Here is a 14,461-nt window from a genome sequence, read left to right on the forward strand (position 1 = left end):
AGCGCGCGCCTAGCGCTCGACGATCCCGTCGCGCAGAGCCTGCCGGCGGAGCGAGATCTTCGTGCCGACGGCCAGCCCCTCCGCCCGGTACTTGCCCCGGGCGCTGCGCAGCGAGCTCCGCGCGGCGTCCTGGGTGATGCCGAGGAGCGTGGCGACCTGCTTCAGCGGCATCCCGTCGACGAAGAGGCGGACGATCTCCCGCTCGCGGTGCGTCAGGGTGCCCGGGCGGTCGGCCCCGAGCAGCTCCCGCGTCTGCGCCGTCAGGAAGCGCTCGTCGCGCGCCGCCGCCCGGATCGCCGCGAGGATCGTCTCGGTCCGCTCGCTCTTGACCACGTAGCCGTGCGCCCCGGCCTCGAGCGCCCGGCTGATCGTCCCCGGCTCGGAGTGCGTGCTGATGATGATCGTGGCGGCGCCGGCGGCCGCGATGATCCGGATCTTCATGGCGAGGTCGAGCTCGTCGCCGAGGTCGATGTCGAGCAGCACCACGTCGGTCGGGAAGGCCGGATGCGCGAGCAGGTCCGTCCAGGTGCCGGCCGTCGCCGCCACGCGGATGTCCGTGCCCGAGCGGCGGATCCACTCCGCCAGCGCCGCCAGCAGGATCGGGTGGTCGTCGAGGATGGCCAGCGTGATCGCGGGCTCGTCGCTCATGTCGTCGTCCTCCTCCGGGGCCGGTGGGCGAGGAGGATCCTCGTCGCGCCGTGGTCGGTCGTCGTGCGGTGCTCGCCGAGCTCGCTGAGGATGCCCCAGACCGAGCGGTCGAGGTCGCGGGTGCGGATGCCCGCGGCGACCAGGGCGAGCTCCACCCCGCCGCCCTGGCCCGGCTCCAGGCGGACGGCGAGCGGGGTCCTCCCCGCGGGGGCGGTGAGCAGCCAGAGCACCGAGAGCAGCCGCGAGCGGTCGAGCGGGGCCAGCAGCGCCGCGGCCCCGCTCGGATCGTCGATCGCGACAGCGGAGGACAGCAGCGCCGACTCCTCCACCGCGATCCTCAGCCAGGTGCGGTCGTGGCTGCGGGCCAGCGCCTCGCGGAGCTCGTCTCCGAGCACCCGCGCCCGCTCGCCCAGCTCCTCGTCCAGCGACACCGGCGTCCGGACCCGCTCGAGGAGCTCCTCGATGCGGGCGTCCACCTGCGAGAACTCGTCGTCCGCGGCGGGGACGGTGCCGTCGGCCAGGCTGCGGTCGAGCGTGCGCCGCACGTACTGGTCGAGCGAGGTGAGCACGACGACGCACACGGCCGCGGGCGCGACGGCGAGGAGGACGTTGCTCACCGCGAGGGCGGCGCCTCCGTCGCCGAGCAGCGCCTGGCCGACGAGTCCGAGCGCCGCGAGCGCGACCAGGACCACGAGGGCGAGGAACGAGCGCGAGAGCGGCTGGAAGGTGATCAGCGCGATCACGCCCGCGCCCACTCCCACGCAGACCGACGGGTAGTACATCGGTGCCGGAGTGGGCAGCGCGTGGTCGGCGAACTCGAGCAGCAGCGCGATCACGTCGACGCCGAGGACGCCCGCGAAGGCCCAGCGCGGCAGCTCGCCGTGGCGGCGCAGGGCGATCGCGGCCCCCGCCGCGCTCGCGGCGATCACGAGCAGCCAGGAGAGACCGCTCACCCAGGTCGCGGACCGGGCGTCGAGGGACCAGAGGTACGAGATCAGTCCGCGGATGTCGAGCATCACCGCCATGGTGAGGAAGCCCAGCCCGAGGTAGCTCCCGCTCAGGCGGTTCGGCCGCGTCAGGCGCTCGCGGATGCTCCACAGCGCTCCGGGGCTCCGATCCGCCGCGCGGACCAGCTCGAGGAGCGTCCCGTCCTCCGGCCCCTCCTCCTGCCGCGTCCCGCTCACAGCGGCACGCTCAGCAGCGGCACGCTCAGCAGCACGGTCGCGCCGGATCCCGGCGCCGAGAAGACCCGGACCGTGCCGCCCACCGCCTCGACGCGGCCGACGACGGACTCCGCGAGGCCCAGGCGCCCCGGCGGCACCGCGGCCGGATCGAAGCCGCGCCCCTCGTCCGTGACGACGACGCGGAGCGAGCCCGCCTCCTCCGCGACGCTCACGTGCGCCAGCGCTGCCCCGGAGTGACGGCGCACGTTCTCGAGGCACTCCCCGGTCGCGCGCACCAGGGCGTCGAGCACCTCCGCACGGATCCGCGGCTGGGCACCGCCGTGCCAGCGCACCTCGACGCCGACCTCCGCCGACCGCCGACCGAGCGCGGCGAGCGGCTCGGGCAGCCGGACGCCGGAGGCCGGCTCCGGCTCGTCCACCGCCTCCACACCGCGCAGGAGCGCGAGGTCGGCCGCCGCCCGGTCGCGCAGCACCGGAGCCGGCACTCCCTCGCCCCGATGGGCCACGAGCGTCAGGGTCGCCAGGATGGTGTCGTGCATGAGCCGCGCGTCGGCGCGGTGCCGCGACTCGGTCTCGCTGGAGCGGCGCTCGGCGTCGTGGGCCCTCCGGAGACGGGCCGTGCCGACGTGGGCCCGCGCGACGCTGCCCTCGAGCCAGCGGGCGGCCGTCAGCAGCAGGGCCCAGCAGACGACGATCGAGAGGAGGACGAACGGCGCGCGCCCGGACGCCCCCGTCGTCGCCGCCCCGAGGACCAGGACCGGGAGCAGCGCCAGGACCGCGGCCCAGGGCAGGCCCCGCCAGGCGCCGACGGCGAGCATCGCGCACGGCAGCGCCATCGAGGTGAGCATCGTGATCCCGCTCAGGACGGCTCGGAGGGAGGCGTCGACGTCCGGCGAGAGGAACGCGACGAGCGCCGCGACGTCCAGCGCGAGCCCGAGGGCGACCGCCCTCGCCCCCGTCGCGACGGACCGGCTGGGCGCGAGCTGCACGAGCGCCGAGACGACGAGCAGCGCGGCGCTCGGCACCACCGTCAGCAGCTGGGCCGGAGTCAGGGCGAGCAGGTGCAGGGCTGAGGCGGCGGTGAGCACCCCGCCGGCCCGCCGAGCGCAGAGCACGCCGACCTCCCGCTGCTCGCGCAGCAGCACCGCGGCGTCGGCGGGCCGGGGAGGCAGGGGCACGGTGACCTCGGAAGGAGGGGCGGGGGCGAAGACGGGGAGGTGCGGTGGGGTCGGCGGTGGGGTCGGCGCGTTCCGAGTCGTATCGTGGCACACCGCGACCCACTCCAGCGGGCCTTCCGGCCGTCCAGCGCACGCGGATCGGCGCGCCGTATGACGCGGGCGGTCGCGCTCGGGGGCCGTGATCCCGTAGAGTCGAGACATCTCCTGGGCGATCGCCCGAATTCCACGGCTGAGAAGTCGCACGACGACGAAGAGACTCAGCCCCTGATAGAGACCGCACCGACCGAGAGCATCGTCCTCGGTCGTCCGGTTCGAACGCCCGCCTCGCACGCGGGTACCGCCCTTCACAGGACGCCGCGGAAGCCGCGCCGTTCCTCGTTCGACCCCCGCTCCACCGGCTCGCCCGGTCCGCGGGACGTTCTCCCCCGCAGAGCCGCCCTCCCCCGGAGGCGCGAGCTCAGCCCCTAGACGACCCGGACGACTCCGGCAGACGCGTGTTTCACCCGCGGAGGCCGAGTCGAGCGGGTACCGCACACTCGTGCGGACTCTGACGACGCCGGCCCCGGTCGGCGTCATTAACACATAAGGAAAAGAAATGCCTACTGGCACCGTTAAGTGGTTCAACTCCGAAAAGGGCTTCGGCTTCATCGCTCCCGACGACGGAGGCGCCGACGTGTTCGCGCACTTCTCCGCCATCGCGAAGCAGGGCTACCGCGAGCTCGTCGAGAACCAGCACGTCGAGTACGACGTCGAGCAGGGCCGCAAGGGCCCGCAGGCCGCGAACATCCGCGGCGTCGGCGAGTAATCTCCGACTTCCGACGCCCCGTCGACCAGGATCCCCGGATCCGGTCGGCGGGGCGTCCGTCGTTGACGGGGTGATTCCGCCCCCGGCCGGCGGAGGCGAGAGCCGTGTCACCCCTCCGGGTCGCAGGATCGGTATCCTCTCCGTGGCGGCTCCCGAGCTCACGGAGCCCGCGACGCCGTCCGGGACTCCGGCGCGTCGGCACGACTTCACGGCGGAGACAATGGGACGACTGATCTACGGACCGCAATCACTCGAGATCGACTTCGAGGACCGGCTCCTCGCGCACCTCAAGGTTGCGATGTTCACCAAGATGCGGCGGAACGAGTCGTTCAGCCTCTCCTGGAGCGAGCCGGAGTCGTCCGGCTACGGCCGCAGCTCCGTCTGGGTGCACCCGACGACTCCGCTGCACTTCCGGTTCCACGGCAGCAAGCGCCCGTCGCTGAACCGCCTGTGGATCGAGCAGTTCATCGCGAGCGCGAACAACACCGGCGAGATGACCGTGGTGCCGGAGCCGGCCGAGGGCTCCTGAGCCGCGACGCTCCTCAGACCACGAGCGGCCGGGCCGTGTGCACGAGCTCTTCGTGCGGCAGGGCCCGGAGGCGCTCGGCGATCTCGGCACGGGCCCCCGCGTCGACCGAGGCCCGGGCGTGCTCCTGCGGCCGCAGCGGCGTGAGGGTGACCAGGTCGGCGTGACCGGTCGCCAGGTCGAGCCGCTCGGGCAGGCCGGGGCTGCGCAGGCCCAGGAGGACACCGACGGTGCCCTGCTCATCGGTCCAGGCGGGCGGCGCCGCGACGTTCGCGAGCCGCGCCGTGTCGAGGGAGCTGCGGCAGCACACCCCCTGCAGGGCGGCCCGTCGGGCGGCCTCGTACAGCAGGCGGAAGTGCCAGTGGTTCCAGAGCTCGGCGGTGGGGACGCCGCGGACGGCGGACGTCTCGAGGCACAGCTCGAGGCCGAGACCGGTGCCGGGATGCGCGAGCCGGTCGAAGGGATCGCTCAGCCCGTCGGTAGCGAGCACCACGGAGGCGCCGCGGTCGACGCGCAGGAACGCACGGTGATCGGTGGGCCAGCGCGCGCCGCCGCGGACGCCCGGGTCCTCGGTCGAGACGACGACGGTGCGATCCAGCGCACCCACTCCGCGCCAGGCGTCGGCCCGGTCCTCCGCCACCGCCTCGGCCAGCGCCCGCCTCTCGTCCTCGGTCCATCGGACCTCACGAGTGCGGTTCAGGAACAACGACATGGGACTCCCCGTCCGCGCGACCGGCGTGCCGCGCTCCCGGAACGCTACGGCGCCCACCCCTGCTCCTCCTCCGAGCAACCGGAACGCCAGCTGTGTGCGGTGTTCACTCCCGCGGCGGTCCCCGCCCGCCGCGGCGCAGTCGGCTCCCAGGAGTGGCCGGGCAGGTGGAGCGGGTCGCGACCGGCTACGCCGAAACGCTGGAACGCGTTTCGACGGTTCGCCTCACGGCGCGCCGCCGTGGCCGTGGATGGAGGAGTCGATGGCCCGCGCGACCGGACGTCCACCGCCGCTGGGGTCCGCGAGGCGAACCGGCGGAACGCGTGTCAGCGTTCCGTCGTAGCTGGACGCAGGACGCTCCACCCGCCCGGCCATCCCGGGTAGCCGACTGCGCCGCGGCGGGCGGGGACCGCCGCGGAAGAAGGCTCACCCCAGCGGGTTGATGCCGTTGGTGCGCCAGCGCTCGTCGGCGAGCTGGCCGGGGGTGCCGGCGCTCGCGTTCTCGCCCAGGGGCTCGCCGCCCTCGACGGCGTCGGCGCCGAGTGCGGTGCCGGCTCCCTCGGCGGTGCTGCCGGGGGGCAGCAGGCCCTCCTCGTCCTCGCGGGGGCCGACCTCGTCCTCGGGGGCGTTCTCGGAGCCGCTCTCGCTCATCGGGTCGTAGCCGTGGTCCGGGTCGCGGCTCTCGTCGGCCGTCGTGTTCTCCTCGACCTCGGCGTCAGCGGGACGGACGTCGTCGGCCTTCTCCGCATCGGTGGAGGGGGTGGCCTCGAAGCCTGCGAACTCGGGACTGTCGTCTGCGCTCATGGCCGCCACGGTAGCACCGGCCCCGCGGGCACCGGAGGGGGTTCCGCCGGGCGCCCGCGACGCCTCCGCTCAGCGGCCACGCCCTAGGCTCGAGGGGCTGGCACGGACGACGGGAGCGACATGCGACGACTCGGGTACGACAGGTTCGGCGGGCCCGATCTGCTCTCGTGGCGGAAGGCGCCGGTGCCGATGCCGGGTCGCGGCGAGGTCCTGGTGCGCACGCGCGCGGCGAGCATCAACGCGACGGACGAGAAGATCCTGTCCGGCTCCGCGCGGATCATGGCCGTCGGCCGCTCCCGCCCCTACGGGTTCGGACTCGACATCGCCGGCACCGTCGAGGCGCTCGGCCCGGGGTCGCACTCCGTCGCGATCGGCGACCGCGTCGTGGGGATGACCCGCGACGGCGACGCCTTCGCCGACGCGTCCCTCGCCCGCAGCCGCTCGCTCGTCCCGCTCCCCGACTCCCTCGGCTTCGTCGAGGCCGTCACGCTCGCGATGTCGGGAGGCACCGCGGTGGGCCTGGTCGACGCGCTGCACGTGCGCGCCGGCGAGCGCGTCCTCGTCAGCGGCGGCTCGGGAGCGATCGGCGATCCGACGATCCAGCTGCTGGTGCGCGCCGGCTGCACCGTCGCGGCGACCGGCTCGGCCGCTTCCGCCGACCTCCTGCGCGAGATCGGCGCCGAGCCGCACGACTACCGCGCGCTCGACCTCGGGGTGCTGGGCGGCCGATTCGACGTGGTCGTCGACGTCTCCGGCCACCTGCCGGTCGACGACGCGGCGATCCTCCTGGCCGAGGGCGGGCGCATCGCGACGCTGGTGCCGAGCGGTTCGGCGCTGGTCTCGCAGGCGTCGGGCCTCGTCCGCCGCGACCGCCCGCGGGTGCGCAACCTGATCGTGGTGGCGACGGCGGAGCGGATCGGGCGCGCGGTCTCGCTGGCCACCTCCGGCGAGCTGCGGCCCCGGCCGGGCGCCGTGCATCCGCTGGGCGACGTCGTCGACGTCCTGTCGCGCCGTGCGACGGGCGCCGACCGCACGATCGGCAAGATCGTCTTCACCGCCGACGACTCGGCTCCGCTGAGCTGACCTCCGCCTCCGCCTCCTCGGCCGGGCGGCCGAGCGAGAGCGTGGCCAGGAAGCCGACGGCGAGGAATCCGGCGGCCGCGAAGGCCGCGTACCGGGTGCCGTCCGAGAACGCCTCCCCCGCCGCCCGGGCCGCGTCGGCGGTGGCCGGCGAGGCGGCCAGCCCCGCGATCGCGGCGCCGGAGGAGTCGACCACCGCGTCGACGGTGCTCGCGACCTGCTCCGCGGGGAGGCCCTGCTGCTCGAGCGAGGACGTGAGGACCCCCGCGGTCGAGGTGTAGAGGATCGTCCCGAGCACGGCGATGCCGAGGGCCGAGCCGATCTGCCGGGCGGTCGACTGCGTGCCCGAGCCCTGGCCGCTGAGCTCGACGGGCACGTCACGGAGCACGACCCCGGTCAGCTGCGCCGTCGCGAGACCGACGCCGAAGCCGTAGACGGCGAGGAACGGGACGAGGGCCCACCACGGAGTGGAGTCGGAGACGACCAGGCCGATGCCCGCGACGCCGACGATCTCGGCCGCGAGGCCCACCCGCACGATCAGCACCGGCGCGACCCGGTTGCCGAAGGCGCCGGCGAAGCCCGAGGCGACGAAGGAGCCGAGCGCGAGCGCGAGGAGCACCAGGCCGGTCTGCACGGCTGTGTAGCCGAGGACGCTCTGGAGCCAGATCGGCAGCGCCAGGATGATCCCGAACTCGCCGAGCGAGACGATCATCGCGGCGAGGTTGCCGTTGCGGAACGAGGCGAGGCGGAAGAGCCCGATCGCGAGCATCGCCGAGCGCCCGGCGCGCTCGCGGGCCCGCGCCCACAGGACGAAGGCGACCCCGGCGAGCACCGCGACGGCGAACGCGATCGGGACCGGCGAGAGGCCGAGCGGCCAGCTCCAGCCGCCGACGCTCAGCCGCTCGTCGACGCCCCACCAGCCGAGGGTGCGCCCCTCGATGAGGGCGAACACCAGGGAGGCGGAGGCGATGATGGAGAGCGCGGCGCCGACGAGGTCGACCCTCCGCCCGTCGGGCTGCCGCGACTCGTCGACGAACAGCAGCGCTCCGACCACGATGATCACGCCGAGCGGGATGTTGATGCCGAACGCCCAGCGCCAGGAGAAGTCGGTGGTGAGCCAGCCGCCGAGCAGCGGGCCGACCGCGGTCATGCCGCCGATGGTCGAGCCCCAGACGGCGAAGGCGATGGCGCGCTCGCGCCCGCGGAAGGTGGCGTTGATCAGCGAGAGGGTCGTCGGCAGCACCATCGCTCCTCCGACGCCCTGCACGACCCTGGAGAGGATCAGCAGGTCGCCGGTCGGAGCGAGGGCCGCCGCGACGGAGGAGAGCGCGAAGAGCGAGACGCCGACGATCAGCATGCGGCGCCGGCCCCAGCGGTCGGCGAGGGTGCCGAAGACCAGCAGGAGCGCGGCGAACACGAGCGTGTACGACTCCTGCACCCACTGCACCTGGGTCGAGGTGATCCCGAGATCGGCGACGATCGACGGGATGGCGACGTTGACGATGGTCGAGTCGACGATGATCGTCGCCACTCCGAGGCTGATGACGACCAGCCCGATCCACTTGCGGTTGCGCACGACGCTCTCCTCCGACGATTTAGTAAGCCAGCTGACTATATGCCCGCGGAGGGCGCCGTGTCGAAGGGAGGGCCTGGAAGATTAGCGGGAGGCGGGCGCGGCGACAAGGGCGCGAAGCTCCCGGAGCCGCCCGGTCAGGATGGACGCATGCCCGCATCCCCCCGTTCCTTCCCGTATCCCCTCGGCGTCTCCCTCCGCGGCGACGCCGGCGCCAACGTCGCCGTCTACTCCGAGACCGCGGACAGCGTCGAGGTCTGCCTCTTCGACGAGTCCGGAGCAGAGACCCGCGTCGCCCTCACCGAGCGGACCGGCCACGTCTTCCACGGCCTCGTCCCCGAGATGGGCATCGGCACCCGCTACGGACTGCGCGTCGACGGCCCCTGGGACCCCGCCAACGGCCTCCGCCACAACGCCGCCAAGCTCCTCCTCGACCCGCACGCCACCGCGATCGAGGGCTCGTACACCTGGTCCGAGGACGTCTTCGGCCAGTTCTACGAGGACGCCGACTCCCGCAATGACGCCGACTCCGCGCACGCGGTCCCCCGCTGCGTCGTCACCGACCCCGACTCCTTCGACTGGAGCGGCGACACCGCGCCGCGCATCCCACTCGAGGAGACCGTCGTCTACGAGGTGCACGTGAAGGGCTTCACGAAGCTGCACCCCGACGTGCCCGAGGACATCCGCGGCACCTACCGCGGCCTCGCGCACCCCGCCGCGATCAAGCACTTCACCGACCTGGGCGTGACCTCGGTCGAGCTGCTCCCCGTGCACCAGTTCGTGCAGGACTCGCACCTCGAGGAGAAGGGCCTGCGCAACTACTGGGGCTACAACTCCCTCGGCTTCTTCGCGCCGCACAACGAGTACTCGCACGCCGGGGACGACGGCTCGCAGGTCGACGAGTTCAAGGCCATGGTCAAGGCGTTCCACGAGGCCGGCCTCGAGGTCATCCTCGACGTGGTCTACAACCACACCGCCGAGGGCAACGACAAGGGCCCCACCCTCTCGTTCAAGGGCATCGACAACGGCTCCTACTACCGACTGGTGGAGGAGGACCGCGCGAACTACTTCGACACCACCGGCACCGGCAACAGCCTCAACGTCGCGCACCCGGCCGCGCTCGGCCTGATCATGGACTCGCTGCGCTACTGGGTGACCGAGATGCACATCGACGGCTTCCGCTTCGACCTCGCCACCACCCTCACCCGCCAGACCGGTGAGGCCGAGGTGCACAGCGCCTTCCTCGACCTGATCGCGCAGGACCCGGTGCTCGCGCCCGTCAAGATGATCGCCGAGCCGTGGGACACCGCCGGCTACCAGGTCGGCGGCTTCCCCGCGGACTGGTCGGAGTGGAACGGGAAGTTCCGCGACGACGTGCGCGACTTCTGGAACGGCGCCGACTCGGTGCTCGGCACGACCGCGCAGCGCGTCCTCGGCTCCCCCGACGTGTACGAGGCCGACCGCCGCTCGCCGGTCTCCAGCATCAACTTCGTCACCGCGCACGACGGCTTCACCCTCGCCGACCTCACCGCGTACTCGCGCAAGCACAACGCGGCCAACGGCGAGGACAACAACGACGGCGAGAGCGACAACCGCTCCTCCAACAACGGCGCCGAGGGCCCGACCGAGAACGAGGCGGTCAACGAGCGCCGCGACCGCATGCGCCGCAACTTCCTCGCGACGCTGCTGCTCTCGGCCGGCGTGCCGATGATCCTGGGCGGCGACGAGATCGCCCGCACGCAGGGCGGCAACAACAACGCCTACTGCCAGGACGACGAGATCTCGTGGTTCGACTGGGAGAACGCGGACCGCGAGCTGCTCGCCTTCACCCGCGAGCTGATCGCCCTCCGCGCCGCGGAGCCGGCGCTGCGCCCGAAGTGGTTCCGTCGCGCCCCCGGCGACGGCGGCCCTGACACGGTCGACATCCTCCGCTCCGACGCGCAGGGCTTCGCCGACGAGGACTGGGACAACCCCGACGCCCGCTCGATCACGTTCGTGTTCGAGCACGAGGGCAGCGCGAGCTTCGCCCTGCTGCTGAACGCGGCGGAGAACGGCGTCGAGTTCACCGTTCCCGAGGCGCCCGGCGCCGAGTGGACGCTGGCCGCCTCGAGCGACCCGGAGCAGGTCGTCGAGGGCGAGGTCACCACGCTGATCGTCCGCGACGGCTCGTTCACGCTGCTGCGCTCGGCCTCCTGATGACCGGCCGGACCCCGCGGCTCCTCCGCTTCGGCGGGCGCATCGCGGGGTTCGGCACGTCCTCGGGCACGAGGATCGTGCTGGGCCTCTGGGAGGACACCCCCTTCGGCCCGTTCGCCGACGCGATGGTCGAGGACGGCGACGGCCACCGCCTCCTGATCGCACCGACCCGCGAGGTCGCGGACTTCATCGGGTCGACGTACGCGTTCGACGAGGTGCGGATCGCGCCGGTGTCGTGGCGGAGGATCGCGGGCGGCCTGTCCGTCGCGGCCGGACCGCTCGCGGTGCGACTGGAGCTCGGCGGTCTCACTGCGCTCGGCCGGCTGCTGCGGATCGTTCCGCGACCGCTCGCCGAGCACCCGGCATGGCTGACCGCGATCTCGCCGGTCGCCTCCCTGCTCGTCCGCGGGGTCAGCACGGCCGGGTCGGCCGGGCACGGACGCCGCGAGTACTACGGCGTGCGGGCGATCCGCCGCGTCGAGGGCGTCCACGCGGTGCTGGCGGAGGAGGACCTCGGCCCGTTGCGCCCGCTCTCGCCGCCCGTGCGGTTCGGCTTCTCGTCGGCGCCCGCCGCTCCGGCGATCGTCGACGTCACCACCACCATCGCGCTTCCGCGCGAGGGGACCACCGCGCTCCGGCGCGACCGAGAGAGAGGAGCCGCCTCGTGAAGAAGGGCGACAAGATCAGCTGGAACACCCCGCAGGGCGAGACCCACGGCGAGCTGGTCGAGAAGAAGACGAAGGAGTTCCAGTTCGAGGGGCAGAAGTTCAACGCCTCGGACGACGAGCCCTACTGGATCGTGCAGAGCGACAAGACCGACGCGAAGGCCGCGCACAAGGAGTCCTCGCTGACGAAGAAGTGAGCGCGGGGGTCGTCGGAGCGCCGGTCGGACCGGCGCTCCGACGACTCACGCGATGCGGATGAGCTTCTTGTTCACGAACTCCTCGAGGGCGGGGCGGCCCATCTCGCGGCCGGTCCCCGAGCGCTTCACGCCGCCGAAGGGCAGCTCGGCCGCGTCGCCGAGGACGAGGTTGATCCAGACCATCCCCGCGTCGATCCGGTCCGCCAGGCGCAGGGCCTGCTCCTGGTCGGTCGTGTAGAGGTAGGAGCCGAGGCCGTAGGGGGTGTCGTTCGCGAGGGCGATCGCCTCGTCCTCGTCGCGGATGCGGTAGAGCGCGGCGACGGGGCCGAAGAACTCCTCGCGGTAGGCGTCCATCTCGGGCGTGACGCCCTCGAGCACGGCGGGCGGGAAGAAGTTGCCGGTCACCTCGCCGCTGGCGCGGACGGTGGCCCCCTGCTCGCGCGCGGCCGCCAGCTGCGCCTCGAGTCGCTCCGTCGCGGCGGAGGAGGAGAGCGGGCCGAGGAGGGTGCCCTCCGCGAACGGATCGGCCGGCTGGGCGCGGGTGAACGCCTCCGTGAACTTCTCGGCGAACGCGTCGTACAGCTCGTCGATCACGATGAAGCGCTTCGCGGCGTTGCAGGACTGGCCGTTGTTGTCCAGGCGCGCGGCGACCGCGTCCTCGACCGCCTTGTCGAGGTCGTCGGTCGACAGGAGCACGAACGGGTCGGAGCCGCCGAGCTCGAGCACGACCTTCTTCAGGTGCCGGCCCGCGAGCTCCGCGACGGCCGCGCCGGCTCGCTCGGAACCGGTGACGGAGACGCCCTGGACCCGGGGGTCGGCGATGACGGTCGCGGCCTGCTCGTTCGTGGCGTAGAGGTTCACGTAGACGCCGGCGGGCGCACCCAGCTCCTCGGCCGCGGTGCGGAACATGTCGGCGATGGCGGCGGCCGACTCCGGGCACTGCGGCGCGTGCTTGAGCAGGATCGTGTTGCCCGCGACCACGTTCGGGCCGGCGAAGCGGGCCACCTGGTAGTAGGGGAAGTTCCACGGCATGATGCCCAGCAGCACGCCCAGCCCGGCACGGCGGATCAGCGCGGAGCCGGTGCCCTCGGCGAGCTCGATCGGCTCGTCGGCCAGGAAGGCCTCGCCGTTCTCGGCGTAGTAGCGGTAGATGTCGGCGGCGAAGCCGACCTCGCCCCGCGCCTGGTCGAGCGGCTTGCCCATCTCGCGGACGATGATCGCCGCGAGCTCGTCGGCGCGCTCGACGTGCAGCTCTGCCACCCGGGCGATCAGCGCCGCGCGGGTCGCAACGGGCACGGTCCGCGACCACGAGGAGTACGCGTCCTGCGCCGAGCCGATCGCCGCGGTCAGCTCGGCGTCGCCGAGGGTCGGGTACTCGCGGAGGGTCTCCCCCGTGGCCGGGTCGATCACGGCGTAGTGGGTGCTCATGCGGGCTGTGCTCCTTCGCGCTGGGGGGCCGGTGCGGTCGCGCCGTCCTCGTCGATGATCTCCTGTGCCAGGCGCCTGCCGACGCGGATGGCGCCGTCGACGTGCTGGTAGCCCTCGGCGGCGAGGTCGCTCGTGCCGAAGCGGAGCGGACCCACCGGCTCCAGCTGCAGCGCGCCGTACCGGGTCAGCCCGCCCAGGTCGAAGCTCGCGGCGTACGCGCCCTGCGTCCACTCCTCGGACGCCCAGTCGCTCTCGTAGTAGACGACCGGATCGAGTGCGGCCGGGCCGAAGTAGGCGGCGAGCGAGTCGAGGATCGCGGCCTTCCGCTCCGCCTCGTCGAGCGCGAGCACGCGGTCGGCCTTCTCGTCCGAGACGAAGCCGACCAGGGTGCCGCGCTCCTCCCCGTGGTTCGAGTTGTCGTAGGCCTCGTGCACGAGCGAGTGCGGGCTGAACGCGGTGCCGGAGAGGCCGTCGGCGCGCCAGAAGGGCGTGGCGTAGGTGGCGTGCACCTTGATCACGAGGCCGAGCGACTGGTGCTGCAGGGCCTGCTGCCGCAGGCGCGGGAGCGATGGATCGAACGAGATGCGGCCGACGAGGTTCGGCGGCACGGCGACGATCGCACGGCGAGCGCGGAGGACGACGCCGTCGGCGCGCACCTCGACCCCGTCGTCGCCGTAGCGGACGGAGCGGACCGGGTGCCCGAGCAGGACGCGCTCGGCGCCGAGGCGCTCGGCGAGCCGCTCCGGGACCTGCTGGAGGCCGCCGATCACGCGCTTGTCGAGGATGAAGTCGGCGTCGACCAGGTTGCTGAAGCTCCCCGCACTCGCGGCCATGAGGAGCGCCTGGAGGAGGGAGAAGGCGTGCGCCGGCTTGGTGAGCATGGCGTCGGCGAGGAAGAGGGCGATGTTGGCCCGCGCCTCCTCGTCGTCGCTCTGCTGCTCCAGCCAGGCGGCGAAGGTGACGCGGTCGTAGTCGCGGGCGAGCGGGTGCGTCCACGGCGCCGCCGGGTCCGTCTCGGCGACGAGGCGGTCGAGCACCTCGATCAGGCGGGAGATCTCGGACTCGGTGCGCTCGCTCCCCGGGAAGATGTCGCCGGTGAAGCGGCGGGCGGAGCCGTCGGCGCCGATGTAGACGCTCTCGCCCTCGCGGTAACGGGAGTAGGTGCCGAGGCCGAGCTCGTCGAGGGTCTCGAGGAGCGCCGTCTGGTCCGGCGAGACCCACTGGCCGCCGAGCTCGAGGAGCTGCCCGTCGACCACGCGGGTCTCGAGCCGCCCGCCCACGCGCTCGCGCGCCTCGACGACGACGACGTCGAGGCCGTGCTGCTGCAGCCGGCGCGCCGCGGTGAGTCCGGTGGCACCGGCTCCGATCACGACGACGTCGTGCTCGCTGGGGGACATGACTTCTCTTTCCGTCGGTGATCGCGGGAGTGGACGCGCGAATACGGATGATCCTGTCACAGAAGCGGAGG

The 14,461-nt window shown here is 73.1% G+C and carries 14 protein-coding genes; 6 read left to right on the forward strand and 8 right to left on the reverse strand.

The features are described 5' to 3' along the window. Positions 1–9: 9 nt before the first annotated feature. From GSU40_RS13940 to GSU40_RS13950, 3 genes are read right to left on the reverse strand one after another with little or no spacing between them, the layout of a single operon-like run. The gene (locus tag GSU40_RS13940; RefSeq protein ID WP_104246949.1) at positions 10–648 is read right to left on the reverse strand and encodes a response regulator; all 639 of its coding nucleotides are present in this window, start codon (positions 646–648) and stop codon (positions 10–12) included. Further along, positions 645–1,832, reverse strand: a complete 1,188-nt coding sequence (locus GSU40_RS13945; protein WP_160035368.1) for a hypothetical protein — start codon at positions 1,830–1,832, stop codon at positions 645–647. Before GSU40_RS13945 ends, GSU40_RS13940 begins: the two co-directional genes overlap by 4 nt. After that, positions 1,829–3,010, reverse strand: a complete 1,182-nt coding sequence (locus GSU40_RS13950; RefSeq protein WP_160035370.1) for an ATP-binding protein — start codon at positions 3,008–3,010, stop codon at positions 1,829–1,831. The genes GSU40_RS13945 and GSU40_RS13950 overlap by 4 nt, the downstream gene beginning before the upstream one ends. 595 nt (positions 3,011–3,605) lie before the next feature. On the opposite strand from GSU40_RS13950, the gene GSU40_RS13955 reads away from it, so the two are divergent. After that, entirely contained in the window at positions 3,606–3,815 is a 210-nt protein-coding gene (locus tag GSU40_RS13955; protein ID WP_055786246.1) for a cold-shock protein, read from the forward strand. 220 nt (positions 3,816–4,035) lie between these two features. Next, entirely contained in the window at positions 4,036–4,344 is a 309-nt protein-coding gene (locus GSU40_RS13960) for a hypothetical protein (RefSeq protein WP_104226101.1), read from the forward strand. Between the two features lie 13 nt (positions 4,345–4,357). On the opposite strand, the gene GSU40_RS13965 is transcribed toward GSU40_RS13960, so the two are convergent. Together GSU40_RS13965 and GSU40_RS13970 are read right to left on the reverse strand one after the other, a co-directional pair. Next, positions 4,358–5,053, reverse strand: coding sequence for a hypothetical protein (locus GSU40_RS13965; RefSeq protein WP_104238971.1), 696 nt, complete (start codon positions 5,051–5,053; stop codon positions 4,358–4,360). A 423-nt stretch (positions 5,054–5,476) separates the two neighbouring features. Further along, complete coding sequence (locus tag GSU40_RS13970) at positions 5,477–5,854, reverse strand: hypothetical protein (protein WP_104314845.1); 378 nt, start codon at positions 5,852–5,854, stop codon at positions 5,477–5,479. Positions 5,855–5,974: 120 nt separating this feature from the next. On the opposite strand from GSU40_RS13970, the gene GSU40_RS13975 reads away from it, so the two are divergent. Further along, complete coding sequence (locus GSU40_RS13975) at positions 5,975–6,937, forward strand: NADP-dependent oxidoreductase (RefSeq protein ID WP_160035372.1); 963 nt, start codon at positions 5,975–5,977, stop codon at positions 6,935–6,937. Here the strand turns inward: GSU40_RS13975 and GSU40_RS13980 are convergent. Beyond that, positions 6,906–8,510, reverse strand: a complete 1,605-nt coding sequence (locus tag GSU40_RS13980; RefSeq protein ID WP_160035374.1) for a DHA2 family efflux MFS transporter permease subunit — start codon at positions 8,508–8,510, stop codon at positions 6,906–6,908. The genes GSU40_RS13975 and GSU40_RS13980 overlap by 32 nt on opposite strands. 147 nt (positions 8,511–8,657) lie before the next feature. Here GSU40_RS13980 and glgX point away from each other — a divergent pair, with 147 nt between their 5' ends. The 3 genes from glgX to GSU40_RS13995 are packed head-to-tail and all read left to right on the forward strand — an operon-like array spanning position 8,658 to position 11,565. Further along, positions 8,658–10,703: a glycogen debranching protein GlgX gene (gene glgX, locus GSU40_RS13985; RefSeq protein WP_104346570.1), complete on the forward strand. Its 2,046-nt coding sequence runs from the start codon at positions 8,658–8,660 to the stop codon at positions 10,701–10,703. After that, positions 10,703–11,371: a hypothetical protein gene (locus GSU40_RS13990; RefSeq protein WP_104233046.1), complete on the forward strand. Its 669-nt coding sequence runs from the start codon at positions 10,703–10,705 to the stop codon at positions 11,369–11,371. Before glgX ends, GSU40_RS13990 begins: the two co-directional genes overlap by 1 nt. Next, a complete protein-coding gene (locus GSU40_RS13995; protein WP_160035376.1) occupies positions 11,368–11,565 on the forward strand; it encodes a DUF2945 domain-containing protein in 198 nt (65 codons plus the stop codon). Before GSU40_RS13990 ends, GSU40_RS13995 begins: the two co-directional genes overlap by 4 nt. A 45-nt stretch (positions 11,566–11,610) precedes the next feature. On the opposite strand, the gene GSU40_RS14000 is transcribed toward GSU40_RS13995, so the two are convergent. Together GSU40_RS14000 and GSU40_RS14005 are read right to left on the reverse strand one after the other, a co-directional pair. Continuing rightward, the gene (locus tag GSU40_RS14000; protein WP_160035378.1) at positions 11,611–12,993 is read right to left on the reverse strand and encodes an NAD-dependent succinate-semialdehyde dehydrogenase; all 1,383 of its coding nucleotides are present in this window, start codon (positions 12,991–12,993) and stop codon (positions 11,611–11,613) included. After that, on the reverse strand, positions 12,990–14,390 hold the full coding sequence (locus GSU40_RS14005) for an NAD(P)/FAD-dependent oxidoreductase (protein WP_160035380.1): 1,401 nt from the start codon (positions 14,388–14,390) through the stop codon (positions 12,990–12,992). Before GSU40_RS14005 ends, GSU40_RS14000 begins: the two co-directional genes overlap by 4 nt. Positions 14,391–14,461 lie beyond the last annotated feature (71 nt).

This window comes from Rathayibacter sp. VKM Ac-2805, from assembly GCF_009834265.1.
In the GTDB taxonomy this organism is placed as follows: domain Bacteria; phylum Actinomycetota; class Actinomycetes; order Actinomycetales; family Microbacteriaceae; genus Rathayibacter.

Coding starts and splice junctions, on each gene's coding strand:
- GSU40_RS14005 (WP_160035380.1), bottom strand. CDS start 14,390: ATGTCCCCCAGCGAGCACGACGTCGTCGTGATCGGAGCCGGTGCCACC.
- GSU40_RS13975 (WP_160035372.1), top strand. CDS start 5,975: ATGCGACGACTCGGGTACGACAGGTTCGGCGGGCCCGATCTGCTCTCG.
- GSU40_RS13960 (WP_104226101.1), top strand. CDS start 4,036: ATGGGACGACTGATCTACGGACCGCAATCACTCGAGATCGACTTCGAG.
- GSU40_RS13940 (WP_104246949.1), bottom strand. CDS start 648: ATGAGCGACGAGCCCGCGATCACGCTGGCCATCCTCGACGACCACCCG.
- GSU40_RS13970 (WP_104314845.1), bottom strand. CDS start 5,854: ATGAGCGCAGACGACAGTCCCGAGTTCGCAGGCTTCGAGGCCACCCCC.
- GSU40_RS14000 (WP_160035378.1), bottom strand. CDS start 12,993: ATGAGCACCCACTACGCCGTGATCGACCCGGCCACGGGGGAGACCCTC.
- GSU40_RS13990 (WP_104233046.1), top strand. CDS start 10,703: ATGACCGGCCGGACCCCGCGGCTCCTCCGCTTCGGCGGGCGCATCGCG.
- glgX (WP_104346570.1), top strand. CDS start 8,658: ATGCCCGCATCCCCCCGTTCCTTCCCGTATCCCCTCGGCGTCTCCCTC.
- GSU40_RS13965 (WP_104238971.1), bottom strand. CDS start 5,053: ATGTCGTTGTTCCTGAACCGCACTCGTGAGGTCCGATGGACCGAGGAC.
- GSU40_RS13955 (WP_055786246.1), top strand. CDS start 3,606: ATGCCTACTGGCACCGTTAAGTGGTTCAACTCCGAAAAGGGCTTCGGC.